The following is a 26,103-nucleotide window of genomic DNA, read 5'->3' on the forward strand; positions in this document are numbered from 1 at the left end:
TCGGTCGTGCTCTGGGCGGTTACTCTCCCTCGTAGGCGAACCAGAGGGTGGCGAGGGCGGGGAGCGTCAGGGGGGCCGAGGCCGGCTGGCCGTGGTGCGGCTCGGCGCTGGCCGTGACCTCGCCCAGGTTGCCCTGGCCGGCGCCGCCGTAGCTGCCCGCGTCGGTGTTGAGCACCTCGCGCCAGCGGCCGGTCCTGGGCAGGCCGAGCCGGTAGCCGTAGTGCGGGCTGCCGGAGAAGTTGGTGACGCAGGCGAGCATCGTGGCGCCGGCGCCGCCGGCCTGAGGCTCGCCGGGGTGCTCCCCGAAGCGCAGGAACGACAGGACGTTGTTTTCCGCGTCGTTCGCGTCGATCCAGCCGAAGCCGCTCGGGTCGTTGTCCCTGGCCCACAGCGCGGGCGTCGCCCGGTAGGCGCGGTTCAGATCGCCGACCAGGCTGAAGACGCCGCGGTGGCCGGGATCGTCGAGGTGGCCCCAGTCCAGGGTGGTGGCCTCGTCCCACTCCCGGTCCTGGCCGAACTCGCAGCCCATGAACAGCAGCTGCTTGCCCGGGTGCGCCCACATGTAGGCGTAGAGCGCGCGCAGGTTGGCCAGCTGCTGCCAGCGGTCGCCCGGCATCTTGCGCAGCAGCGAGCCCTTGCCGTGCACGACCTCGTCATGGCTGAACGGCAGCATGTAGTTCTCGGAGTAGGCGTAGACCATCGAGAACGTCACCTGGTGGTGGTGATACATCCGGTAGATGGGCGCCTTGGTCATGTAGTCGAGCGTGTCGTGCATCCAGCCCATGTTCCATTTGAAGCCGAAGCCCAGCCCGCCGAGATGGGTCGGCCGGGTGACTCCCGGCCAGGCCGTCGACTCCTCGGCGATCATCATCGCGCCCGGTGCCTTGCGGTACACCGTCGCGTTGACCTCCTGCAGGAACGACACCGCGTCCAGGTTCTCCCGGCCGCCATGGATGTTCGGAATCCACTCGTTGGGCTTGCGGGAGTAGTCGAGGTAGAGCATCGAGGCGACGGCGTCGACCCGCAGGCCGTCGATGTGGAAGGCCTCGAACCAGTACAGGGCGTTCGCGACCAGGAAGTTGCGCACCTCGGGCCGGCCGAAGTCGAAGACGAACGTGCCCCAGTCCGGGTGCTCGCCGCGGCGCGGGTCCCCGTGCTCGTAGAGCGCAGTGCCGTCGAACCGGCCCAGCGCCCAGTTGTCCCGCGGGAAGTGGGCTGGCACCCAGTCGACCAGCACGCCGATGCCGGCCTGGTGCAGCGCGTCGACCAGGTAGCGGAAGTCGTCAGGGCTGCCGAACCGGGACGTCGGCGCGTAGTAGGCCGACACCTGGTAGCCCCACGAGCCGCCGAACGGGTGCTCGGCGACCGGCAGGAGCTCGACGTGGGTGAACCCGGCCTCGCGCACATAGTCGACCAGCTCGGTCGCCAGCTGCCGGTAGGACAGGCCACGCCGCCAGGAGCCCAGGTGCACCTCGTAGACGGAGATCGGCGCGGCATGCCACGCGGTGCCGGCCCGCTCGGCCATCCACGCCTCGTCCGACCAGACGTGGTCGGACTCGAACACGACGCTGGCCGTCGCGGGCGGCGTCTCGGTGTGGGTCGCCATCGGGTCGGCCTTCTGTCGCCACACGCCGTCGAAGCCGAGGATCTCGAACTTGTACCGGGTGCCGGCCTCGACGCCGGGCACGAACAGCTCCCAGATCCCGGTGTGGCCCAGTGAGCGCAGCGGGTAGGCCCGGCCGTCCCAGAAGTCGAAGTCACCGACGACGCGCACGCCGCGGGCGTTCGGCGCCCAGACGGCGAAGCTCACCCCGCTGACGACACCGCCGCCCGGCGTCGGGTAGTGGCGCACGTGCGCGCCCAGCACCGTCCACAGCCGTTCGTGGCGCCCCTCGGCGATCAGGTGCAGGTCGACCTCGCCGACGGTCGGCAGGTAGCGGTAGGGATCGTCGACCACGAAGGTGGAGTCGGGGTAGGCGACCTCCAGCCGGTAGTCGGGCACCTTGCCGATGGGCACCGCCACGGCGAAGACACCGCTGGAGTGCAGCCGGGTCGTCGGGTAGCGCTCCTCGCCGACGACGACCGTGACGCTGACCGCGTCCGGGCGCAGCGCCCGCACGATCGTCCAGTCACCGGCCGGGTGGGCTCCCAGGATGCCGTGCGGCTGGTGATGGCGGCCGCCGACCAGCCGGTCGAGCTCGCCGCGTGGCAGGTCGATACCAGGCGGGGCGAGGACCGGCTGCTCGGCGAGCGCCGGGCCGTCCGTCGCTGGCCTGGGGCGACCGTCGTCAGTGTCGATCACTTCAGCTCCCACGCGTCTCTTCCGGTCTTCCGGCTGGTGTCACGATGTTCCTCTTCTGCCTGCCCCATTTGGCCACCCGGTCAACCTCGCCGGCTCAGGCGGCGGCGGATCCGGTCGGCAGCGGCGGCTGGAGGGCGGTGAGGCGGCGGACGGCGCCGAGCGGGATATCGACCCAGGACGGCCGGTGCCGGGCCTCGTAAAGCACCTCGTAGACGGCCTTGTCCAGCTCGTAGGCGCGTAGCTCGACCGCGTGCGCGGCCAGGTCGAGGCCACTGGCGGCCTGGTAGCCGTCGAGGAAGGCCACCCGGTTGCGCTCGGCCCACTCGCGGGCCCGGTAGGCCAGGCCCGGCTCGTCGGCGCGCTCCAGCAGCATCGACTGGGCGGCGTAGTCGAACGAGCGCAGCATGCCCGCGATGTCGCGCAGCGGCGAGTCCAGCCGGCGGCGCTCGGGCACCGGCCGGGCCGGCTCACCCTCGAAGTCGAACAGCACCCAGCCGTTCTCCGTGCGCAGCACCTGGCCGAGGTGCAGGTCGCCGTGGATCCGCTGGTAGGGCGCCGCGGCGGTCTCGGCGGCCAGGGCGTCGTAGGCGGCCCGGGCGCCCCCCTCGTACGGGGCGAGCTCGGGGACGGCGGTGAGGGCGGCGTCGAGCCGTCCGTGCAGGCCGAGAGCGGTGGTGTGCAGCGACTCCGGGTCGACCGCGGCCGTCGGGAAGCAGCCAGCCAGCAGGGTGTGCACCTCGGCGGTCGCCGCGCCCAGCCGTTCGGACTCGCCCGCGAAGTCGCCGCCGACCTCGTCGGGGGGCAGGTCGCCCTCGGCGTACAGGTCGCGGACGCTGGTGATCGCGAGCTTCCAGCCCTCGGTGCCGCTGCGCAGGTACTCCTGCATGAAGGCGAAGGTGGTGTCGGCGTCCGAGCCGCCCTCGCCGGCGCCGGGCAGCTCGCCGTCGAGCCAGGCCAGCGGGCTGGCGACGTGGCGGGTGCCGGCGGCGGCTAGCGCCCTGGTGACCTCCAGGTCGGGGTTGACTCCCGGCCAGAGGCGACGGAAGACCTTGAGGATGTACTCCTCGCCGTACACGATCGAGGTGTTCGACTGCTCGGCGCCGACCGAGTGCGCCGGCAGCTGGCTCAGCGGGGTGACGGCGTGCGCCGCCAGGGTGCCGTGGCGCTGGCCGGCGGAGAGGAAGTCGAGCAGCGCGGCGCTGCCGTCCGCGTCGTGCAGACCGTCGTAGACCAGCCCGGTCGACATCTCGCCGAGCAGGAAGCCCGAGTGGCCGTGCGGCGCGTCCGGCCGGATCACCAGCGGGACCTGGTAAAGGTCGCGCGGCCCGCCATCGGAGTAGGCGACCTCGACGATCAGGTGGCGCAGGCGGTCGGAGACGGGGACGTCCTGGACGATGCCCACCCGCGCGTCGGCGCGGCCCTTGCCCGCGAACCAGCGCTGCCTGGGCAGCCAGTCCGCCAACAGGGTCGTGAGCTCGGAATGGTCTCGCACGGTCGACCTCCCTCTGGCCGGCGGCTGTGCGATCATGATCTCCATCTCGCACGGCCGGAGGCCTGTAGTTGACGCTGGGCCAAGGAGTGCGCTTCGAGAGGCTGCCGGCGGCTGGGCACGCGCGTCTCGATCACGCAGCCGGAGGGCCGTCGTCCCCGGATCCGGAGGCGTTATCCCCTCGCGGGTCGTCGGATGTGGCGGTGTTCAGTTGAGTAGTTCCCCTGGCACGCGGGCCAAGACGAGCGACCCACATATGCCGCGGCCCATCGGGACAGGGCCTAGGGCCTGACCCCGATGGGCCGGTCGGCGTACCGACACGTCTATGCGGCTGCGGTCAACCTAACGGACATGTCATCCGGTAGATAGCACTTGTCCATCCGATTTGCCAGAGATGGCGGGCGCCCGTCCGCCCGTGGGCGGGCACCCCCATACGAACACGCGGCGGCCCGACCGGGCGTACCCGGCGGGCGCTCGACGTCCGTTCAGCGCTGGAATTCACCCGCGGCGGACAGCGCGAACCAGTAGTGGCCGTGGCCGGGCAGGGTGAGCAGGTACGGCAGCTCGCCGATCGGCGGGAAATGCACCCGGCCGAGCAGCTCAACCGGGACCATTCCCTCGAACCGGCGCAGGTCCAGCTCGACCGGCTGGGCGAACCGGGAGAGGTTCGCGACGCACAGCACCTGGTCGTCGCCGAGGGTCCGCACATACGCGAACACCGACGGGTTCGACGCGGCCAGCTCCTCGAAGTCGCCGAGGCCGAAGACTGGATGGCGTTTGCGCACCTCGATCATGCGCTTCGTCCACGACAGGAACGACGTCGACAGCCGCTGGCCCGCCTCGACGTTGAGGCCCTGGTACCCGTACACCGGGTCCATGATCGGCGGCAGGTAGAGCCGGGCCGGGTCGGCGGCGGAGAAGCCGCCGTTGCGGTCCGGCGACCACTGCATCGGGGTCCGCACACCGTCCCGGTCACCCAGGTAGATGTTGTCGCCCATGCCGATCTCGTCGCCGTAGTACAGCACCGGCGAGCCCGGCAGCGACAGCAGCAGCGAGGTGAACAGCTCCATCTGGTCGCGGCTGTTGTCCAGCAGCGGGGCCAGCCGGCGGCGGATGCCGATGTTCGCCTTCATGCGCGGGTCCTGCGCGTACTCGGAGTACATGTAGTCGCGTTCCTCGTCGGTCACCATCTCAAGGGTGAGCTCGTCGTGGTTACGCAGGAAGATGCCCCACTGGCAGTTCGGCGGGATCGCCGGCGTCTGGGCGAGGATCTCCGAGATCGGGTAGCGCGACTCCCGGCGCACCGCCATGAAGATGCGCGGCATCAGCGGGAAGTGGAACGCCATGTGGCACTCGTCGTCGTTGCCGAAGTACTCGACGACGTCCGACGGCCACTGGTTCGCCTCGGCGAGCATGACGCGGTCGGCGTACTTGGCGTCGATCTCCTTGCGGACCCGGCGCAGGTACTCGTGCGTCTCCGGCAGGTTCTCGCCGTTGGTGCCGTCCCGGACGTAGAGGTAGGGCACCGCGTCGAGGCGGAACCCGTCGATGCCCAGGTCCAGCCAGAACCGCAGGACCTCCAGCATCGCGTCCTGGACGTCCGGGTTGTCGAAGTTCAGGTCGGGCTGGTGCGAGAAGAACCGGTGCCAGAAGTACTGGCCGCGCACCGGGTCCCAGGTCCAGTTCGACTTCTCCGTGTCGACGAAGATGATCCGGGCGTCCGGGTAACGGTCGTCGGTGTCGGACCAGACATAGAAGTCGCCGTACGGGCCGTCCGGCTCCGAGCGCGAGGCCTGGAACCAGGGGTGCTGGTCCGAGGTGTGGTTCAGTACCAGGTCGGCGATGATCCGGATGCCACGCTTGTGCGCCTCCTCGACCAGTGCGACGAAGTCGCCGAGATCCCCGAACTCAGGCAGGACCTGGAAGTAGTCGGAGATGTCGTAGCCGCCGTCCTTGAGCGGCGACTCGTAGATCGGCAGCAGCCACAGGCAGTCGACGCCCAGCCAGTGCAGGTAGTCCAGCTTGCCGATCAGCCCGCGGATGTCCCCGGTGCCGTCGCCGTTGGAGTCGGCGAAGCCACGGATGAGCACCTCGTAGAAGACCGCCCGCTTGTACCAGAGCGGGTCCTTGGTGAGCCGGTCACCGAGCAGCGGCTCGGCGCCCGTCTCCGGGCCGATCGGGAGATCCTTCCCGGGCCCCGTGTTCTCGTCGACGTTCGTTGCCCCCCCGTCGTCTGTCATGACCGCCGTGCCAGCGTGAACACGTGGGCGGGCTCGACGAACGGGTCGAGTCGGACATAGTTCTCCTGGCCCCAGGTGTAGGTGGCCCCGGTGATCTCGTCCCGGACGTCGAAGGTCTCCCACCACTCGAGGCCGAGGGCGGGCATATCAAGTCGCACGGTGGTCTCCCGAGCTGCATGCGGATCAAGGTTGACGACGACGATCACGACGTCGGCGTCCGGTCCGGTTCCGGACCGCTTCGAGAAGGCGATGATCTCATCGCCGTTCGAGTGATGAATGTGCAGGTTGCGCAGCCAGTGCAGCGCCGGGTGGGCGCGCCGGATGGCGTTGAGCCTGCGTAGGTAGGGCGCCAGGGACGCGCCGTTGCGCTCGGCGGCGGCCCAGTCGCGCGGCCGGTACTGGTACTTCTCCGAGTCGAGGTACTCCTCGCTGCCCGGCCGCACCGGGACGCGCTCGTACAGCTCGTAGCCGGCGTAGACGCCCCAGGTCGGCGACATCGTCGCCGCGAGCGCCGCCCGGATCCTGAAGGCCGCCGGGCCGCCGTGCTGGAGGTACTCCGGCAGGATGTCCGGCGTGTTCACGAAGAAGTTCGGCCGCATGTAGTAGCCGGCCTCGACCAGTTCCCGGGCGTACTTCTCCAGCTCCCACTTCACATTGCGCCAGGTGAAGTAGGTGTACGACTGGGTGAAGCCGACCTTCGCCAACGTGTGCATCATCGCGGGCCGGGTGAACGCCTCGGCGAGGAAGAGCACGTCCGGGTCCGTCGCCTTTACCTCCCGGATGAGCCATTCCCAGAACTCGACCGGCTTGGTGTGCGGGTTGTCGACCCGGAAAATGCGTACACCGTGCGCCGTCCAGTGCCGAACGACCCGGAGGATCTCCTGGTAGATACCTTCCGGGTCCGAGTCGAAGTTCAGAGGATAGATATCCTGGTACTTCTTCGGGGGGTTCTCCGCGTACGCGATCGAGCCGTCCGAACGGACCGTGAACCATTCCGGGTGGCGTTTCGCCCACGGGTGGTCCGGGGCACACTGCAGGGCGAGGTCGAGCGCGACCTCCATGCCGAGCGAGCGAGCCCGCGCGACGAACAGGTCGAAGTCCTCGAGGGTGCCCAGGTCCGGGTGCACCGCGTCGTGGCCGCCGTGCTCACTGCCGATCGCCCACGGCGAGCCCGGGTCGTCCGAACCGGGGGTCAGCGTGTTGTTCGGCCCCTTGCGGTTGACCTCGCCGATCGGGTGCACCGGCGGCAGGTAGACCACGTCGAAACCCATGTCGGCGACGGCGGGCAGGCGCTCGGCGGCCGTCAGGAAGGTCCCGGAGCGCGGCGGGTCCAGCGAGGCGCCCTCCGACCGCGGGAAGAACTCGTACCAGCTGCCGTAGAGCGCCCGCTCGCGATCGACCCACACCCGGTGCAGCGGGGAGCGGGTCACCAGCTCACGCAGCGGGTGGCGGGCCAGCAGCTCGGTCAGCTCCGGGGCACAGGCCGGGGCGATCCGCTGGTGCGGGTCGTCGACGTGGTCGTCACGAAGCGCCGCCGCCGCGCGGGCGATGGCCGCCCGCTCGCGCTCGGGCACCCCGGGCAGCGCGCGCAGCAGCAGGCGCGCGCCGTCCTCGAAGTCGACGGCGAGCTCGTCGGCGCTCTGCCCGGCGCCGACCTTCAGCTCGATGCCGTGCACCCAGGTCGCGACGGGGTCCGCCCAGGCCTCGATCCGGAAGCCCCAGAGCCCCTCCGTGGTGACCGTCAGGTCGGTTTCATAGCGGTCAGTTCCGATGCCCACCGGCCCCATCCGGGTGAACGGCGTGCCGAGCCCGTCAGGGCCAGACAGCGCCGCGTTCACCCCGATCAGGTCGTGACCTTCTCGAAACACAGTTGCGCCCACGGTGATGGTTTCCCCGATCACCGCGCGCGAGGGCCAGCGGCCACACGAGACGGCCGGCGTGACGTCAGAGATGACGACCCGGCCTACTGAACGTCCGTTCATCGCTGCGACCTTATCCAGACGAACCACGGGCTCAATGATCCGCCTCCGAGATGGCAAATGGCGATACCCCAACGTGAACTGCGTGAGACCACCGGACACCCCCATGTGGTGATCTGGTGGGGGTGACTCTGGGCGTGGGACGAGCGCCCGACCGGTTGACCCGTGGTCGATGTTCCCAGGTTGGGTCTGGGAAACCGCGCGGGGCACAGTTGGTCGTCGACGACGCCGTCCGAGCGTGGCCGACGCTGGGGCTGACACCCGCCTGCGCGGGCCGCCCACCCGGCAGGCCGTCGCTCCGAGCAGGCCGTTCACCTGGAATTGCCATGGACGCCCCCACCTTCGTGGGATCTGCCGGTGTCTGACCGGTGATCGGAACGGTCGGGCCGCACTCGCGACCGCCGCCCCGGCGTCCCGGGCCGGACCTCTCCGGGCACCGCCGGCGCGACCCGCGCATGTCGGTCGGGTGACAGCCCGGTGCGCGGTACCCCCGGGTGAGCGGCGGGTTACAAGGCGGCCCGGCGGCGACGGCGCGCCGAAAAACAGTCCTTATGACGACCTTCGCCGGGCCTGGCCGGCGCCGGAAGCGGCAAGAATGTCGTGGGCCGGCCCAGGCTGCCGGCGCGCGAAGGGGAGCCTGGATCGCCGCGCGGGTCGCGGTGGTCGGTGTTTCGCATTCGGAGCTGGCGCGCCGCCCGCGTCGGGAACTCTGGGCACCGCATCATTCGTATGGCTCTTCAGAAGCCCCGGTGGATGTCGCCCGGACGGGCGAGCGCCCGGTCCGGCCGAGTATGGGCAGTAGGCTGCCGCTCGTACCGGCAGCGAGCCAGGGTGTGGGTGCTCGGGGCGCCGAAGCCCCGTCCGCACGGACAGCGGGAGGAAAACAGTGGGAGTCAGCCTCAGCAAGGGCGGCAACGTCTCGTTGTCGAAGGAGGCACCTGGCCTCACGAGCATCATGGTCGGTCTCGGCTGGGACGCTCGGACGACGACCGGTTCGGACTTCGACCTCGACGCGAGCGCGATTGCGTGCCGCGCCGACGGTCGGGTGGTCTCCGACCAGTACTTCGTCTTCTTCAACAACCTGAAAAGCCCGGACGGCGCGATCGAGCACCAGGGCGACAACCTCACCGGCGCCGGCGAGGGCGACGACGAGCAGGTGAAGGTCAACCTGGCCACCCTGCCGGCGGAGATCGACAAGATCGTGTTCCCGGTCTCGATCTACGACGCCGAGTCGCGCCAGCAGAGCTTCGGCCAGGTGCGCAACGCGTTCATCCGTATCGCGAACGAGGTCGGCGGCGCCGAGATCGCTCGGTACGACCTCTCCGAGGACGCCTCCACCGAGACCGCCATGATCTTCGGTGAGGTCTACCGGCACGGCGCCGACTGGAAGTTCCGCGCGGTCGGCCAGGGCTATGCGACCGGCCTGCGCGGCATCGCCCAGGACTACGGCGTCAACGTTTAGCCCAACCAGTACGCGCTCGCGAGCATGATCGCTGTTTTGGCCCCGGGGTGGTCGTCGAACCGCTCCAGTCACGACCACTCCGGGGCCGAAACCGCGATCATGCCCGCCGGGTCGCAGGAGCCTCGCGTTGGTGGAACGCCCAGCGCGGACGTGACACCGGTCACCTCCCGACCCTGGACAGCGCCCGCCCCCGTCCTCCTGCATGCCGGGAGTTTCACGTTGGGGAGGGCGCTAAGCGCCCGATCCCGGCGGAGCGGCCGAAGGCGCGCAAGCGCCGGTCCCGGCCGATCGCCGCATCTTGTCGGCCGCTTGTCAGCTTTGTCCCAGGTGGGGCTGGCTACGATGCGAGGGCCGCGCACCATCTACGAGCGTGTCGTCGGTCGTTTGCCTGGTGCGGCCTCGGTCCGCCGGAGCTTCCCACGGGCGTGGGGAGCGGGCGGGCGGCCGGCACGCTTTGTCGGGCGCGGCTGACGGCGGCGTCGATCAGGGCGGTGCGGTGGACTCCGGCGGACCGGAGCCGCAGCGCCAAAGGCGCCGGCCGACCATCATCCCTAGACCGGTCCGCGGAGGTGCAGGTCCTGGTGCACATCTTGCGGATCTTCGGCTGGTCGTTCGCCGTGACCGCCGTGGTCGTCGCTGGTGCCGGCGTGCTCGGTGGAGGTCAGGCCGCGGCACTCGTCGCGATCCTGGCCGTCCTCGAGATCAGTCTGTCGTTCGACAACGCGGTGATCAACGCGACGATCCTCGGCCGGATGAGCGCCGCCTGGCAGCGAATCTTCCTGACGGTCGGTGTGTTGATCGCCGTCTTCGGCATGCGGCTGATCTTCCCGATCGTGGTCGTCGCGCTGACGGCGCATCTGAGCCCCTACGACGTCTTCGACCTGGCGATCAACCACTCCGACCAGTACGCGGACAAGCTGCACGCGGCCCATCCCGCGATCGCCGCGTTCGGCGGGATCTTCCTGTTCATGATCTTCCTGGACTTCATGTTCGACAACGACCGTGACGTCCAGTGGCTGCGCTGGCTGGAAGAGCCGCTGCGCAAGGTCGGTGCCCTCGACGTCATCCCGGTAGTGCTCGGGCTGGTCGCGCTGCTGGTCGTCGGCGAGTGGTTCTCCGGCGGCCACACCGAGCAGGTCTTCGTCGCCGGCGTGGCCGGTCTCGCGACCTACCTGGCCGTCAGCGGCCTCGGCGAGTTCTTCGAGTCACGCGGGATCGGCGCGGAGGAGGAGGACGGCGACGAACAGGCCGGCCCGGCCACCGCTGCCACGGGCGGGGCCTCCAACGTTGCCCTCGCCACCGGCAAGGCGGCGTTCTTCCTCTTCCTCTACCTCGAGGTCCTGGACGCCAGCTTCTCGTTCGACGGCGTCGTCGGCGCGTTCGCGATCTCCCAGAACATCTTCATCATCGCCGCCGGTCTCGGTATCGGGGCGATGTACATCCGGTCGCTGACCGTCTTCCTGGTACGGCAGGGGACGCTGTCGGAGTACGTGTTCCTCGAGCATGGCGCTCATTACGCGATCGGCGCCCTGGCGGTGATTCTCGCCGTCTCGATCGAGAACGACGTGCCCGAGATCGTCACTGGGCTGATCGGTGTCGCGTTCATCGGCCTCGCCTTGCTGACCTCGATCCGCCACCGCCGCAGGAGCGCGGACCAGGGCGGGGACTCCGACGAGAGCTCGGCACCGGAACCGGTAGGCGCCAGCTCGTGACCGCGCGGCGCCGCCCCGAATGTTGGCCGGGCGGAGCCTGAACGGGACCAGACACGTTGTCCGGAGAGGGCACGTGGGCGCGACCGGCGGTCCGCGGCGAGTTGGCCGCTGTGCAGAATGGTCGGCGGGGATCGTCGGGGGTGTTTGGTGGTCGGCCCGGGGCGGCAGGTAGCGCCCCAGGCCGACCAGTGCTCGGGAAGCCGCGCCACCCCTACCGGGGGCCGGGTCGATGGTCCGAGGAGGCTCTCCCGGACGCCCGGCTGGCGGCGGCGGACGACGACCGCGAAGGAGCGGACATGGCTTTCGACAACCCGAACCCAGGGGCCACCGGCGGGCCAGGCGGCGCGACGCCCGGGGTGTCCCTGAGCAAGGTCACCCTCACGAAGTCCGCGCCGAGCGTGTCGCTGTCCAAGCAGGGCGGCGGCGGTCGGCTGCACGTGAACCTGAACTGGCAGACGGGTGCCCCCCAGAAGGGCGGCTTCCTCAAGCGCGTGCTCGGCGGCACCGGCGGGATCGACCTCGACCTCGCAGCCCTCTACGAGCTGAGCGACGGCCAGAAGGGGGTCATCCAGGCCCTCGGCGACACGTTCGGATCGTTCGACGCCCCGCCGTTCGTCGTGCTCGACGCCGACGACCGCACCGGATCCGCGGTCGGTGGCGAGAACCTCTACGTCAACCTGGCGCGGGCGGGGCAGATCCGCCGGGTCCTGATCTTCGCGTTCATCTACGAGGGGGTCGCCTCCTTCGACCAGGCCAACGCGGTCGTGACGCTGACCCCCGCGCAGGGCGCGCCGATCGAGGTCCGGCTCGACGAGCAGGCCGGCGGTTCCCGGATGTGCGCCATCGCGCTGCTGACGAACAACGGCGCGGGCGACTTCACGGTCAGCCGCGAGGTCAAGTACGTCGGCGGCCACCGCCAGCTCGACGCCCTTTACAACTGGGGCCTCAACTGGACGCCGGGCCGCAAGTGACCGAACCACGTCGCAGGCGCGACCGGGCGGGTCGCTGGTTCCCCGGCGCCGACCCGCTCGGTCCTGGCCAGGGCGATGGCCCGGACGCCGGTGAGACCACCAGCCTGCCTGGGCTCTCCGGCGCGGGCGGCTCGCCGACGGCGCTGCCGACCGTGTCGGCCGGGGCGTTGCCGGGCATCATCACCCCGCCCGACGGCGTGCGCGGGGTTCCCGGCGCGGTCGACGTCGCCAGGGGTTCCGCCCGGGGCGGGGAGCCCGACCCGGGCGGTCCGTCGCGCGGCACGTCGGGGCTTCCCGGGGTGAGCGGCCGAGGCTCGATCGACAGCCTCCCGCCGTTCGTCGAGACGGGGCCGTATGACTACGACGCCTACGTGGACGCGGCGACCGGCCCGGACTGGACCGCCGCGCCGACCCGCGGATCGGTCCCGCCGCCCGGCAACGATCGGTCAGGCAACGATCGTCAGGGCAACGAGCGGCAGGGGATCGAGCGTCAGGGGATCGAGCGGCAAGGCGGTGAGCGGCAAGGCGGCGACCGCCAGGCCGCCGAGCGCCAGAGCGTCGAGCGTCAGGCGGCCGATCGGCCGGGCAACGAGCGTCAGGGCAACGATCGGCAGGGCAACGATCGCCAGGGCGGCGAGCGGGCCCTGGCGGGGGACGCCGGCCTGGCCTCCGGCGGGTCGACCGGCCCGCGCGCCGCCGGCTCCGGCGACCTGGTCGAGGAGCTCGCCGCGGTGGGCCGTCGGCTCGACGAGCTGGCTCGGCTGCGCCGGCACGACGTGGAGCTGGTCGACCGGCTGCACGAGGAGAACGGCAAGCTGCGCCAGGGCGAGCTGACCGAGGCGATGGGCCCCCTGCTGCGCGGCCTGATCCGGCTGCACGACCAGATGTCCAGCCTCGGCGGGGACGACCCGCAGAGCGTCGCCGGCATCCTGCGCAAGCAGCTGCTGCAGGTGCTCGACATCTCCGCCGACGTGCGGCCCTACATCGCGGTGCCGGGCAGCCCCTTCGACCCGACCCGCCACCTCGCGCTGCGCGGGATCGGCACCGACGACCCGGCCCGCGACCGCACGATCGCCCGCGGCGTCCGGCCCGGTTTCGTCCGTGGCTCCTCGACGGTCCTGCGCCCGGCCGAGGCCGAGGTGTATCGCAACCGTTGATGAGGCACGACGGGTCGATCCGGCTGAGGACGTACCGTGTCGCCCTGGTGGCCTGATGCGCCCGAAATGGGGGCGGTGGCGGCCGGTCGGGTAGCGCTAGGTACAAAACTCATGGGCAAACAGTCAGACCAGCGCGTCGCCGGTTGGCCGTGACAGAAACACGGCCGGCGTCCGGGTGGGCGGCGGTGATGACAAACGCGGCGCCCGGGCGTCGCGTCGGAAGGGACGGTGGCGGCGTGGCAGACGGCCCGCACCTGGCCTCAAGCGACTCAGGCCCGCACGTGGCCTCGGGAGACGCAGGCCCGCACTTGGCCTCAGGCAACGCAGGCCCGCACTTGGCCTCAGGCAACGCCCAGCAGACCTCGGGCGACGGCGCCAAGGGCGCCAAGGTCTTCGGGATCGACCTGGGCACGACCTACTCGTGCATCGCGCGGCTGGACGAGTACGGCCGGCCGGACGTGATCCGCAACATCGAGTCGCAGCCGACCACCCCGAGCGTGGTGCTGTTCGACGAGGGCGCCGACAGCCAGGTCTCCTTCGTCGTCGGCACGCAGGCCAAGCGCCAGCTACGGATCCGGCCGGACGACGTGGCCAGCCTGGTCAAGCGGCACATGGGCACGTCCGACTGGCGGTTCGTCGCGCACGGCGTCGAGTACACCGCCGCCGCAGTCTCCAGCCTCGTTCTCAAGGCCCTGGCCGCCGACGCGGAACGCGCGACCGGCGGGCCGGTGACCGACGTCGTCATCACGGTGCCGGCCTACTTCGGCGACGAGGAGCGCAAGGCGACCAAGCTGGCCGGCGAGCTCGCCGGGCTCACGGTCGTCGACATCATCAACGAGCCGACCGCCGCCGCCTTCGCCTACGGCTTCGCCCAGGACGGCGCGGCCGAGTCGACGGTCCTCGTCTACGACCTCGGTGGCGGAACCTTCGACACCACCGTGATCCGGCTGCGCGAGGGCGGCATCACCGTCGTCGCCACCGACGGCGACCACGAGCTGGGTGGCGCCGACTGGGACCTGGAGCTGGTCCGCCACCTGGCCCGCCGGTTCGTCGAGGCCCAGCCGGACGCCGGCGACCCACTCGACGACGTCTACGACGAGCAGGAGCTGCTCACCTCGGCCGAGGACGCGAAGCTCGCCCTGTCCGGTCGGGAGAGCGTCGACGTGCTGGTCGTGCACGGCGGCCGGCGCACGAGCGTGACGGTGACCCGCTCGTCGTTCGAGGAGCTGACCAAGCCGCTGCTCGACCGCACGGTCGAGCTCACGGCGTCGGTCCTCGGCCGGGCGAAGGAGAAGGGCGTTGACCGGATCGACACCTGCCTGCTCGTCGGGGGCATGAGCAAGTCGCCCGCGGTCGCCCGCCGGCTCGCCGAGCAGTTCGGCCTCACCTGCAAGCTGATCGACCCGGACCTCGCGGTGGCCAAGGGCGCGGCCGTCTACGGCCAGAAGAAGGCGCTGGAGCGGGCCGTCCGCGAAGACCTGGTCAAGGCCGGGCGAATCGGTGCCGACGACGACCTGACCGCTGCCTCCGACGCCGACGTCGCCGCCGCGGCGGCCGAGCGGGCCGGCGAGGTCGGCCTGCCGGCCTCCGCCGTCGCGGACCTGGTGCGCACCACCGTCACGAACGTCACGTCCCGTGGCTTCGGCATCTTCGCCGAGGACCGGGGCCGGCCGGTGGCCGCGTTCCTCGCCCAGCAGAACGACCCGCTGCCGATCTCGGTCGCCAGGACCTTCTACACCGTCACCGACGACCAGACCGAGGTCGACATCCGGGTCTTCGAGCAGGGCACCGGGGTCGCGTCGCCGGTGATCGAGGATAACAAGGTCATCGTCGCCGGCGCGCTGCGCGGCATCCCGTCCGGCCACCAGCGCGGGACCCCCGTCGAGGTGACCTTCATCATGGGCCGCGACCAGACGATCGAGGTCCGCGCCACCCACCCCGGCACGGCCGACCCGCTGGTGCTGCGGGTCACCGCCGGCGTGGGCAGCGAGGCGCTGCGCACCGCCGAGGCCGCTAAGGTCAACAAGCTCGTCGAACGCCGCGAGTAAGGAATTCGCGCCCGAGCCGGACTCGGGCAACCTGGTTGGGTACGCGGCGGCTGGCGCCTGCTCGCTCGGCACGGCGTTACGTGAGACGAGGGTGAGTCGTGAGCGCGGCTTTCGACGGCAGCGGTTACCGCCAGCGGGTGCTGGCGGTGCTGCGGGCGCGTTCCCCGCTGCGCATCGATGACCCGTTCCTCGTCGCCGACCTCGACCCCGAGGGCAGCCAGACCGACGCCGAGGTACAGGCCCGGCTCGCCCGCGTGCTCGGCTTCCTGCAGCGGGAGCGTGGCTCGGCGAAGTACGCCACGCTCGCCACCGAGCTGGTCCGCCGCCGGGCCGAGTGGGAGGCGCCGCTTCTCGACCCCGCGCAGCGCGACCGGGTCCGGGCGCTCGTCGTAGCGGCCCGCCGGGACGGCGAGACGGAGCGGCTCGCCAAGGTCGACGGGTACCTGGCCACGGTCCGGGAGAGGTTCGGCGGCATCCCGACCTCCCGGGTCGACGGGCTGCGCCGGCTGGCGGCCCAGGCCGGCGTGACCGGCGAGCGGTTCGACGTCCGGCTGGCGCGGGAACGGATCATCGAGGACGACCCCGGCGCCCGGGTGGCGCCGTTGCCCCCCGACGCGCGTGGCCAGATCCGCGACCGGCTCGACGAGCTGCGCGCCCTGCGCCGCGGCGACCACGCCTCCACCGCCTCGTTGTGGGCCTTCCTCGGCGCCGCGCCGGAGTCACCGCCGGCGCGGCTGGCCGCCGCCTACGAAGCGGTCGCCGCCGTCAACGCCCGCCGGCCGCACGACCGGGAGAAGACGGTCACCGCCGACCTGCTCGCGCTGGTCCGCGCCCGGCTGCTGGAGGCGGACCCGGCCGCCTACTCCGCCGGACTGCTCGTGGACGCCGCCGACGAGCTGCGCGGCGCCGTCGAGGAGCACGTCCTGCTCGACGGCGAGATCACCGCTGTCGCGTTCGAGGGCCTGATGCGCCGGGCGCTGGGCACCGGCCGCGGGCTGAGCGTCACCCAGATCCGCACCGTCGTGCTCGGCCTCGCCCGCGACCTCGGGGCTCCTGTCAGCACGGGCGCGACCGTCGACTTCGTCGTCTGCCCCGGCTGCGCCCGCCCCGAGCCGGTCGGGGAAGTACGGGTCTGCCGTTACTGCGATACCGACCTCTACGTCGGCTGCCCAAGCTGCTCCCGGCTCACCGAGGCGGCGGCCGTCGTCTGCCGGCACTGCGGGCAGAGCGTCCGGCAGTCCAGGGACGCCACCGAGGCCATCGCCGCGATCCGCCGGGCCCTCGACGAGGGCCGGCCCGCCCAGGCCGTCGAGCTCGTCGGCCGGGCCCGGCCGCTGCTGGCCGCGCTCGGCGGTCCGACCGGCGCCGTCGGCGAGGAACTGGCCGCGCGCGCCGCGGCGGCGCTGGCGGCGGCGGAGGCCGGCTGGCGGGCGCTCGCCGACGACCGCACGGCCGGCCGTGCCCAGGCCGCGCTCGACCGGGCTCGCTGGCTGGTCGCACAGGCCGCCGACGTACGGGGCCCGGACGGCCGGGACGGCGCCGAGGTGCTCGGGGAGCTGACCGTCGCGCAGGCGATGATCCGCCGCCGGGTGGACGCGGCGCTCGGGCTGCCTCCGGCCCAGCGGGAGGCGGCGCTGGTCGCGGTGCTCGCGAGCGCCTCCGACAGCCCCGAGGCGCTCGCGGCGCTGGCCGCGCTGCCGCTCGCCGCGCCGGCCGACCTCGTCGCGGTGCCTACCGTGGCCACCGGGCCCACCGGTGCGGTGCTGCTGCGCTGGCGGTCCGCCGACACCGCCGCCCCGGTCTCGTTCCGGGTCGACCGGGTGGTCGCCGGCACGCTCGGCATCCCGCCGACCCGGTCCGGGCTGGGCACGACGACCGTCGCCGAGCTGACCGACGCCGGCGCTCCCGCGTGGGCGCCCGTGTTCTACGAGGTGACGGCGTTCTCGGCCAGCCGCCGCTCGGCCGTCGCCCGGACGGCGCCGCTGGTGCTGACCCGCGAGGTCGAGCAGCTACGCGCCCAGCAGACCGCGGACGGCGTCCGGCTCACCTGGCGGCTCGACGGACCGGTCCAGGTGGTCACCGTCGAGCGTGCCGTCGACGCCGTCGACGCCCTCGATCCGAGCGTCGCCCAGGAGGCCGGTGAGGACGCCGACCCTGCGGCCGGCGGTGACACCGTGCCGAGCGCGGCCCGCGTCGTCGACCGGTCCGTGCGGCACACCAGGGCCGGCGGCGGGACGCTGACCGACCCGGACGTCCAGCCCGGCGTCACCTACCGCTACCGGCTGTCGGTCGAGTACGTCGCCGCCGACGGCATGCCGGCCCGCACGGCCGGCATCGAGATCTCGGTGGCGGTGGTGGCGCGGCCGCTGCCGGTGCTCGACCTGGCGGTCTCCTACTCCGCCGGCGGGACCATGCTGCGCTGGAGCGCGCCGCCCGGCCCCGACGTGCGGGTCTACGCGACCCCCGGGGTGCTGCCCGACGTGGGCGCGCCGCCCGGCGGCCGGTTCGGACCGCCGCCGGCGGCGCCGGTGGGGCCGTTCGGGCCGGAGAACATCGACCTGCCGCTGGAGGCGCTCACAGGTCCGGTCCGGCTCGTGGGTTCCAGCCGCCGTGGCCGGCTGCTGGACCCGGCGGCGGTCGGCCCGGTCGTGTACACCCCGGTCAGCGTGCTCGGCGGTCGCGGCGTCATCGGCCGCCCGGTCCAGCACATCGCCCCGGGCGGTGTCACGGAGCTGCGCGCCGAGGACCGCGGCGACGAGCTGGTGCTGTTCTTCCGGCTGGCGCCGGGCCTGACGGAGGCGCGGGTGCTGTGGCGGCGGGACCGTACCCCGACCGGCCCGGACGACCCGACCGCCTCTGCCGCGACCGTGACCGTCGCCGGCCTCCAGTCGCGCGGCGGCGGCTGGCGGCTGTCCGCGCCGCGTGATGGCTGGCCCTACTACGTCGCCTGCTTCCCCGTGTTCCGCGTGGGCGGGCAGCCGAGGGCCGCTGCCGCCGGCGCGGAGGTGGTCGTGCGGGCGCCGGCCCGGCCGCGGGTAGACGCCGGCACCGCCGCGCCCGGGGCGGCCGCCGCGGCCGGGCCGCTGGCCGCTCCCGGGCCGTCCTACCTCGCGCCGTTCCCGGCTGGCCCGGCGACCTCCGCGATCCCGGTCGCCGTGCCGACCGGCGCCCTGCCGATGCCCCCGCCAGGCCTGACGCAGCCGCCGGTGCCGTCAGCGGCGCCGCTGGCCGGGCCACCGATGACGGGGCCACCGATGGTGGGGCCACCGATGACGGGGCCGCCCCTGGCGGGACCACCGATGGCCGGGCCGCCGATGACGGGGCTGCCGCCTCGGGTTGGCGTTCCGTTGGCGGCCGCGGCGGCACCGCCGGCTGGCCCGCCGGTCATGCCGCCCGGGACCCCGCCGGGTGCGCCACTGCCATTCGGCGCACTGCCGCCTCCGACGGTTACCGGACCGGTCCCGACCGTGGCCCCGCTGGCGCAGCAGCTCCCACCCCCCGGATTTTCCCCGGGTACCGGGCCGAACCCGCTCCCCGCGGCCACGGCCGCGGGTGTGCCGGACCGGCAGCCGGGGCGGCCGTTGCCGCCGATGGTGAATCCACCGACCGGTGCCGGCCTGCCCATCGTCGGTCAGCTGGGTGGCCCACCCCGGCCCGGCCCAGCGTCGGCCGTCGGGCCGCCCTCGCCCGTCGCGCAGCCCATGCCGACCGGGCCGCTGCCCACCGCGCCAGGGCCGGACGAGGAGATCCCGAGCGGCCCCGGCTGGTTCCGCCCGGCGTTGCCCATCCCGGTCGTCGCCTTCCCGCCGTTCCCGCCCGCCGCCCAGGCCGTCCCGCCGAGCGAGCCCGGAGGGGAGCCGGCGTGGACCCCGGCCGTACCGGGCGACACCGCCCCGGACGCGGTAGGACCAGCGGGCCGGCTCCCGGCGCTCGGCGTGCCCGCCGGGCCGGACTCGCACCCTGGCTGGACGCTGCCCGCGACCCATACCGACCTCTTCGCCCCGGCCGGCCAGGACGGCGCCGCCGGGTTCGGCGCGCCGACCTGGCCGCCCCGGCTGGCCACGGTCCCCGGCGCCGCTGGCGGGACCCCGTCCGGCGACGGCACCGGCCAGCCGAGCGGCGCCGGTCCCGACGGTCGACCGGGCCAGCCCGGCCGGTCCGGCGCGGCGGACGGCCTGCTGGAGGACCTGGACGACGAGGCCGACGAGCACGCCGACGACGATCGGTTCGACGACGACCTGGACGACGACCAGGCCGGCTCGGGCGAGCCCCGGGTGTCCTACTTCTCGACCCGGGCGGGCTGGCGTCGGCGCGTCCTTCGGGTGCGGGTCCGCACCGATGGTGTGGTGCCCGAGCTCGTACTGGTCGCTCGGCCGGGGACGGTGCCGCCGGCCACCCTCGGCGAGGGCCAGGCGCTCGCCCGGCTCGGGCCGTGCGCCGAGCGGGCCACCAGGACGATGGACGTCCGGCTCGAGGGTGCCCTGCTGCCCTGGGGCATCCGGCTGCTGCCCGCGTCCGGAGAGGGCGGCGACGTCACGGTCGACCACCCTCCGGACGATGCGCTCGTCATTCGCTGAGCCGCGCTGTTCGCCAGATGGATGGTGAAATGTCATCCCTGCGCGCCGGATCGGGATGCGAAGCGTATTCGACCGATCGGTCACCAGTAATGTCCGCGCTCCGGCCTGGCCCGGGTGAACCGAAGATGGCCGCCAAACAGGCCGGCGGCGGAGCAGGGGTGGCCCCTCCTGGCCGCGAGGTCGGGCCTGAGGCTGCTGTAGCCCAGCGTGTGACCCCTACTACTACATGTGTGTAGCAGTAGGCGAGCGGTTGATCCTCGTCCGTATCCGTGTTCACACTGGCGTAGATCGTGCGGAACGTGGACATTACAAGAAAATGTCGTGATGGCGTCAGTGACCCGTTTCCCGGCGGCCTTCGTCATTGTGGGGGTACGTTCCCCGCGTCGGGCGTTGCCCCAGGTCCGGCGGCGATCGGGGGTGAAGCCGGGCCGGCCCCGGGCGCGCAGCGTGAAGCCCGTCGAGCCTTGAAGGAGCCGCTCTGGTGCGACACTTCGCCTTCCTCGACCCGGCGGCTCGTGACGCGTTGTTCCACTGCCCGCCGAAGGAGATCAGCCGCGACGACGACCGCCGGCTGGTCGCCACGGCCCTGGGCGCGACGCTCTACGCACCCGGGACCCGGCCGAAGCTCGCCGACGACGTGCGCCGCCAGTCGGCGGCCGGCGTCGCGTCGATGGTCCTCTGCCTGGAGGACGCGATCTCCGACGGCGACGTGCCTGCGGCCGAGGCGAACGTGGTGCGCGCGCTCAACGAGCTGGGCGAGAACCCACCGACCGTCGGGGACAGCCCAGGCCTGATCTTCGTCCGGGTCCGCTCGGCCGAGCAGATCCCGGCGCTGGTCGCGGGCCTCACACCGGCCGCCGCCGACGTGCTCGCCGGCTTCGTGCTGCCGAAGTTCGTCGAGGACTCGGGCGAGGTCTCGATGGCCGCCGTGCTGCAGGCCTGCGACCGCCTGGGCCGGCAGCTCTGGGCGATGCCGGTGCTGGAGAGCCCCGAGGTGATCCACCGGGAGACCAGGCTGGAGACGCTGCTCGGGGTGCGCCGGCTGGTCGACAAGCACGCCGACCACGTCCTCGCCGTCCGGCTGGGCGCGACCGACCTCTCCGGCCTCTACGGGCTGCGCCGCGACCGCGACCTGACCATCTACGACATCGCCGTGGTCCGCGACTGCATCGCCGACATCGTCAACGTCTGCGCCCGCGGCGGCGACCACGTCGTCACCGGCCCGGTGTGGGAGTACTTCGCCCAGCCGGAGCGGCTGTTCGTCAGCTCCCTGCGGGTCACCCCGTTCGCCACCGCCGACCTCGCCGACCCGGTCGTCCAGGGCCCGGCGATGCGCCGCGACCTGGTCTCGGCCGACCTGGACCGGCTGATCAAGGAGGTCGTGCTCGACAAGGCGAACGGTCTGATCGGCAAGACCGTGATCCACCCCAGCCACGTCGCCGCCGTGCACGCGCTCTACGTCGTCACCCACGAGGAGTACGAGGACGCGCTGACCGTCGCCGACGGCGAGACCGGCGGGGTCCGGCGCAGCAGCTACGCCAACAAGATGAACGAGCTGCGCCCGCACCGGCGGTGGGCCCAGACCGTGCTGCGCCGCGCCGAGGCCTTCGGCGTCCTCAAGGCGGGCCACACCTTCGTAGACGTCCTGGCGGCCAGCCAGGCAGTGATGACATGAGCCCGCTTGCGGCGGGGTCCGGGAGCGAGTCGGTTTCCGGTCTTCTGGTGTCCGGGGTGCCGGCGTGAGTCCGCTTGCGGCGGGGTCTGGGAGCGAGCCGGTTTCTGGCCTGCTGGTGTCTGAGGTGCCGTCGTGAGCCCGCTCGCAGCGGGATCCAGGAGCGAGCCCGTTTCTGGCCTCCTGGTGTCCGGGGTGCCGGCGTGAGTCCGCTTGCGGCGGGGTCTGGGAGCGAGCCGGTTTCTGGTCTGTTGGTGTCCGGGGTGCCGGCGTGAGTCCGCTTGCGGCGGGGTCTGGGAGCGAGCCGGTTTCTGGCCTGCTGGTGTCTGAGGTGCCGTCGTGAGCCCGCTCGCAGCGGGATCCAGGAGCGAGCCCGTTTCTGGCCTCCTGGTGTCCGGGGTGCCGGCGTGAGTCCGCTTGCGGCGGGGTCTGGGAGCGAGCCGGTTTCTGGTCTGTTGGTGTCCGGGGTGCCGGCGTGAGTCCGCTTGCGGCGGGGTCTGGGAGCGAGCCGGTTTCCGGTCTCCTGGTGTCCGGGGTGCCGGCGTGAGCCCGCTTGCGGCGGGGTCTGGGAGCGAGCCGGTTTCCGGTCTCCTGGTGTCCGAGGTGCCGGCGTGAGCCCGCTCGCAGCGGGATCCACGAGCGAGCCGGTTTCCGGTCTGCTGGTGTCCGACGGGCCGGCGTCCGACCGGCCCGCGTCGCGGGGACCCGCGCTGGGGAGTGGTGTGGACGACGACTGGCTGTGGGAGGCGCTCGGGCTCGTCGCAGAGGTGACCGAGGACGCGACCGGCGCCGGGCTGCGCGGCCTGGTCGGGCTCGCGCTGCGGCGCAACCCGCGCCGGGCGCACCTGCTGGTCAGCCGGGTGCTCGGCAAGCACCTGCCGGTCCCGCCCGTGGCCGCGCTCGGGGCCGGGGCGGCGCTCGCCGCCAGGGCCCGCGCCGGCTCAGCCGTCGCCCGGGCGTCCCTGGCCAGCGGCGAGGCCGTGTTCGTGCTCGGCTACTGCGAGACGGCGACCGCGCTCGGGCACGCCGTCGCGGACGGGATGCCGGGCGCCGACTACCTGCACACCACCCGCCGGGCTGTCGCCGGGATGCGCTCCGAGCTGGAGCTCGCCGAGGCCCACTCGCACGCTGTCCACCACTGGCTGCTGCCCGCCGACCGGCGGCTGCTGACCGACCCGCGCCCCCTGCTGCTCGTGGACGACGAGCTGTCCACCGGCAACACCGCGATCGGGACGATCCGGGCCCTGCACGCACTCGCGCCGCGGCCCGCCTACACGGTCGCCGCGTTGCTGGACGCCCGGCCGGCCCGCGCACGGGCGGACTTCGACCGGCTCGCCGACGAGCTGGGTGTGCCGGTCGACGTCGTCTCGTTGGTCTCGGCGACCGTCCAGGTGCCGGCGGACGTCGCCGAGCGAGCCCGCGCGATCCGCGAGCGGTTCGCCGCCCCCAGCTCGGAAGACAACGCCGACGGCGCGCGTGGGCCGGTGAGCTGGGTGCGGCCGCCGTGGCCGGCCGAGCTGCCCGACGGCGGCCGCCACGGCTGGACGCCCGCGCACGGCCGGCTGCTCGACGAGGTCGTCGCCGCGGCGGGCGCCGCCATCGCCGCCCGGCTCACGACGCCAGGTGGGCGGACCCTCGTCCTGGGCACCGAGGAGCTCATGTACACGCCGATGCGGCTGGCCGCGGCGCTGGCCGGGACGACCGGTGGAGAGGTGCGCTACCAGTCGACGACCCGCTCGCCGGTGCACCCGCTGGACGTCGCCGGCTACGCGATCCGCAGCGCGCTGGAGTTCCCGTCGCCGGACGACCCGAGCCGGGTCAGCCAGGTCTACAACGTCCGGCCCGCGCCCCCCGAGGCACACGCGACCGGCCTTGGCGGCCCCACCGGACCTAGCGGCCCGGTCGGCCCGGTCGGCCCGGTCGGTCCGGTCGGCCGCTATGACGACATCGTCGTGGTGGTGGACGACGGCCGTGACGCCGCCGCGCCAGCCGGGCCGGTCGCGCCAGTCGGACATCGCGACGGCCCGGCGCTCGCCGGCCTGGTCGAGGCGCTGCGCCGCCACGGGCCCGTCACCGTCGCCACCCTGCCGTCGTTCGTCCCGGAAGGCGCCCGATGACCGCGACCACCCAGCCCGCCGCGACCACCCAGCCCGCCGCGACGGCCCAGCCCGCCGCGACGGCCCAGCCCGCCGCGACGGCCCAGCCCGCCGCGACGACCCAGTCTGCCGCGACGACCGCACGCCGCCCCGGCCCGGTCCCGCCGGACGCCCCGGCGGAGGCCGGTCTGCCGGGCACGATCGGCTCCGGCTCCTACGACCCGGCCGACGCCACCTTCCTGCTCAAGGACCTCTCCGCCGCCGACCTCGAACGGGCGACTGAGGACCGCGAGGAGGACATGCAGCGCGGCCGGCACTACTCGGAGGACCTGCCGGTCGAGTACCAGCCCGACGAGAGCTACCTGGCGCTGTACCACCAGGCGCTGGAGCGCTCGGCGACCCGGGTGGCGCTGGCCGTCGGGCTCGTCTGTGAGCTGGTCCGGGTGGCCAAGCCCGCCCCGGTGCTGGTGTCGATCGCCCGTGCCGGCACTCCGATCGGCATCCTGATGCGCCGCTGGTACGCCTTCAGCCTCGGCCTGGACGTGCCGCACTACGCCATCTCGGTGATCAAGGACCGGGGAATCGACCTGAACGCCGTCCGATACCTCACCGAGCGACACGACCCGGCCGCCCTCCAGTTCGTCGACGGCTGGACCGGCAAGGGCGTGATGACTCGCGTCCTGGCCGAGGCAGCTCCGGGCCTCGGCCTGGACGACACGATGGCCGTCCTCGCCGACCCGGCCCGCTGCGTCTTCCTCTACGGCACCCGCGACGACTTCCTGATCCCCAGCGCCTGCCTGAACTCGACCGTCTCCGGCCTGGTCAGCCGCACGGTGCTGAACGCCGAGCACATCGGCCCGGCCGACTTCCACGGCGCCAAGTACTACCGCGACCTGGAGCCGCACGACCTGTCCCGCCATTTCATCGAGACGGTCGTCGCCCGGTTCCCGGACGTCGCCGCCGAGGTGGCAGCGACCTGGCCCGAGCTGTGGTCGTCCGACCGGACCCCGACCTGGGCCGGCTGGGCCGCCGTCGAGCGGATCGCCGAGCGCTACGACATCCCGGACGTCGCCATGGTCAAGCCGGGGGTCGGCGAGGCCACCCGGGTGCTGCTGCGCCGGGTGCCGTGGCGGGTCCTGGTGGCCCCGGACCGGGTCGACGAGCTGCCGCACGTGCTGGCGCTGGCCGAGGCTCGCGGCGTGCCGGTCGAGGAGATGCCAGGCCTGCCGTTCTCCTGCGTCGGTCTGGTCCGCCCCGTGCGGGCCGACGGCGAGGCACCCGAGTTCCACACCCCGCAGTCGCGCTGGCGCCCGTCCGAGGTCGCGGAGGGCGGCCAGTGACGCCGGCGCCGGCCGCGCTCTGGTTGGTGGCCTGTGACCTCGACCAGACGCTGATCTTCTCCCGCCGCTCCTTCCGGCTGCCGCCGGGCGTGGCCGAACCGGAACTGGTCCTGGTCGAGCGGCTGAACGGGGAGCCAGCGGCGTTCATGACCGCGACGGCCTTCGCGGGCGTCGCCGAGCTGGCCCGGCGAGCGGTCCTGGTGCCGGTGACGACCCGCACGCTGGACCAGTACCGCCGGGTCGACCTGGGGGTGACGCCGCCGTTCGCGGTCGCCGCCAACGGCGGCCACGTGCTCGTCGACGGCGAGCCTGATCCGGGCTGGGCGGCTGCCGTCGCGGCCCGGCTGCGTGACGCGGCGCCGCTCGCCGAGGTGCTCGTTCTCGCAGAGCGGCTCGCTACCGGCGGCTGGTGCCGGCTGACCCGCGTCGCCGATGACCTGTTCGTCTACCTGGTCGCCCACGAGCGCGACGGCATCCCCGACCTCACGGCGGTCACCGCCGAGCTCGCCGCCGCAGGCTGGACGGTCTCGGTCCAGGGCCGCAAGGTCTACTTCGTGCCCGCGACGCTCACCAAGCAGGCGGCCCTCGCAGAGGTGGCCCGCCGCGCCGGCACCGACCGGACCATCGCCGCCGGCGACTCGCTCCTCGACGCGCCCATGCTCGCCGCCGCCGACGTCGCGGTGCGCCCGGCCCACGGCGAGCTGCACGACCGCGCCTGGGATGCCCCCAACCTGCGCGTCACCGCCGCCGCGGGCATCCTGGGCGGCGCGGAGATCGTCGGCCACCTCGCCACCGTCGTCACGGAAACAATGGCCCTGCCCGTGAGCCACCCTGCCAGTCAGGGATAGCCGTCCCCAGGTTTGTCTCGCACGACGCGGATGCCGTGGCCCTGCCCGGGCTGTGAGCCACCCTGCCAGTTGGGCTAGCAGTCCCCAGGACTGTCGCGCGCCGCGGTCCGGGCGGCCTGTGTGGTCGCCTCCCTGGGGGAAACGCTTTCGCCGTCACCCGAGGTCAAACAGGGGTGCGAGCCAAACCGTGCGGCGAGGCCTCCGTGGGGG

At 72.9% G+C, this 26,103-nt stretch carries 14 protein-coding genes; 10 read left to right on the top strand and 4 right to left on the bottom strand.

Annotation, left to right across the window (positions count from 1 at the left end; all coding sequences use genetic code 11):
• Positions 1-19: 19 nt before the first annotated feature.
• The 4 genes from glgB to I6A60_RS18900 all read right to left on the bottom strand — a co-directional run bounded on the left by glgB (position 20) and on the right by I6A60_RS18900 (position 8,013).
• Positions 20-2,302, bottom strand: a complete 2,283-nt coding sequence (gene glgB, locus I6A60_RS18885; protein ID WP_203023448.1) for a 1,4-alpha-glucan branching protein GlgB — start codon at positions 2,300-2,302, stop codon at positions 20-22.
• Between the two features lie 94 nt (positions 2,303-2,396).
• Positions 2,397-3,794, bottom strand: coding sequence for a phosphotransferase (locus tag I6A60_RS18890; protein WP_203023447.1), 1,398 nt, complete (start codon positions 3,792-3,794; stop codon positions 2,397-2,399).
• A 482-nt stretch (positions 3,795-4,276) separates the two neighbouring features.
• Positions 4,277-6,031, bottom strand: coding sequence for a maltose alpha-D-glucosyltransferase (gene treS / locus I6A60_RS18895; RefSeq protein ID WP_203023446.1), 1,755 nt, complete (start codon positions 6,029-6,031; stop codon positions 4,277-4,279).
• A complete protein-coding gene (locus I6A60_RS18900; RefSeq protein ID WP_203023445.1) occupies positions 6,028-8,013 on the bottom strand; it encodes an alpha-1,4-glucan--maltose-1-phosphate maltosyltransferase in 1,986 nt (661 codons plus the stop codon). The genes treS and I6A60_RS18900 overlap by 4 nt, the downstream gene beginning before the upstream one ends.
• A gap of 883 nt (positions 8,014-8,896) precedes the next feature.
• On the opposite strand from I6A60_RS18900, the gene I6A60_RS18905 reads away from it, so the two are divergent.
• The 10 genes from I6A60_RS18905 to I6A60_RS18950 all read left to right on the top strand — a co-directional run bounded on the left by I6A60_RS18905 (position 8,897) and on the right by I6A60_RS18950 (position 25,893).
• Positions 8,897-9,472, top strand: a complete 576-nt coding sequence (locus I6A60_RS18905) for a TerD family protein (RefSeq protein WP_203023444.1) — start codon at positions 8,897-8,899, stop codon at positions 9,470-9,472.
• Positions 9,473-10,053: 581 nt separating this feature from the next.
• Positions 10,054-11,184 (top strand): DUF475 domain-containing protein, encoded by a 1,131-nt coding sequence (locus tag I6A60_RS18910; RefSeq protein ID WP_203023443.1) that lies wholly within the window; start codon positions 10,054-10,056, stop codon positions 11,182-11,184.
• A gap of 296 nt (positions 11,185-11,480) precedes the next feature.
• A complete protein-coding gene (locus I6A60_RS18915) occupies positions 11,481-12,155 on the top strand; it encodes a tellurium resistance protein TerA (protein WP_013422165.1) in 675 nt (224 codons plus the stop codon).
• On the top strand, positions 12,152-13,312 hold the full coding sequence (locus tag I6A60_RS18920) for a hypothetical protein (protein ID WP_203023442.1): 1,161 nt from the start codon (positions 12,152-12,154) through the stop codon (positions 13,310-13,312). Before I6A60_RS18915 ends, I6A60_RS18920 begins: the two co-directional genes overlap by 4 nt.
• Positions 13,313-13,500: 188 nt before the next feature.
• Positions 13,501-15,360, top strand: coding sequence for an Hsp70 family protein (locus I6A60_RS18925; RefSeq protein ID WP_238435744.1), 1,860 nt, complete (start codon positions 13,501-13,503; stop codon positions 15,358-15,360).
• 98 nt (positions 15,361-15,458) lie between these two features.
• The gene (locus I6A60_RS18930) at positions 15,459-19,937 is read left to right on the top strand and encodes a zinc ribbon domain-containing protein (RefSeq protein WP_203055659.1); all 4,479 of its coding nucleotides are present in this window, start codon (positions 15,459-15,461) and stop codon (positions 19,935-19,937) included.
• Between the two features lie 481 nt (positions 19,938-20,418).
• Positions 20,419-21,612 (top strand): HpcH/HpaI aldolase/citrate lyase family protein, encoded by a 1,194-nt coding sequence (locus tag I6A60_RS18935; protein WP_203021750.1) that lies wholly within the window; start codon positions 20,419-20,421, stop codon positions 21,610-21,612.
• A 719-nt stretch (positions 21,613-22,331) separates the two neighbouring features.
• A complete protein-coding gene (locus I6A60_RS18940) occupies positions 22,332-23,726 on the top strand; it encodes a phosphoribosyltransferase family protein (RefSeq protein ID WP_203021756.1) in 1,395 nt (464 codons plus the stop codon).
• Positions 23,723-25,045, top strand: coding sequence for a cysteine protease StiP family protein (locus tag I6A60_RS18945; RefSeq protein WP_238435745.1), 1,323 nt, complete (start codon positions 23,723-23,725; stop codon positions 25,043-25,045). Before I6A60_RS18940 ends, I6A60_RS18945 begins: the two co-directional genes overlap by 4 nt.
• Positions 25,042-25,893, top strand: coding sequence for a sucrose-6-phosphate hydrolase (locus I6A60_RS18950; RefSeq protein ID WP_203021751.1), 852 nt, complete (start codon positions 25,042-25,044; stop codon positions 25,891-25,893). The genes I6A60_RS18945 and I6A60_RS18950 overlap by 4 nt, the downstream gene beginning before the upstream one ends.
• Positions 25,894-26,103 lie beyond the last annotated feature (210 nt).

It is taken from the genome of Frankia sp. AgB1.9, from assembly GCF_016786355.1.
GTDB lineage: Bacteria > Actinomycetota > Actinomycetes > Frankiales > Frankiaceae > Pseudofrankia.

Bases quoted from the DNA above. Each gene is read 5' to 3' on its own strand.
- treS (WP_203023446.1), bottom strand. From the start codon at position 6,031: ATGACAGACGACGGGGGGGCAACGAACGTCGACGAGAACACGGGGCCC.
- I6A60_RS18900 (WP_203023445.1), bottom strand. From the start codon at position 8,013: ATGAACGGACGTTCAGTAGGCCGGGTCGTCATCTCTGACGTCACGCCG.
- I6A60_RS18915 (WP_013422165.1), top strand. From the start codon at position 11,481: ATGGCTTTCGACAACCCGAACCCAGGGGCCACCGGCGGGCCAGGCGGC.
- I6A60_RS18925 (WP_238435744.1), top strand. From the start codon at position 13,501: ATGACAAACGCGGCGCCCGGGCGTCGCGTCGGAAGGGACGGTGGCGGC.
- I6A60_RS18945 (WP_238435745.1), top strand. From the start codon at position 23,723: ATGACCGCGACCACCCAGCCCGCCGCGACCACCCAGCCCGCCGCGACG.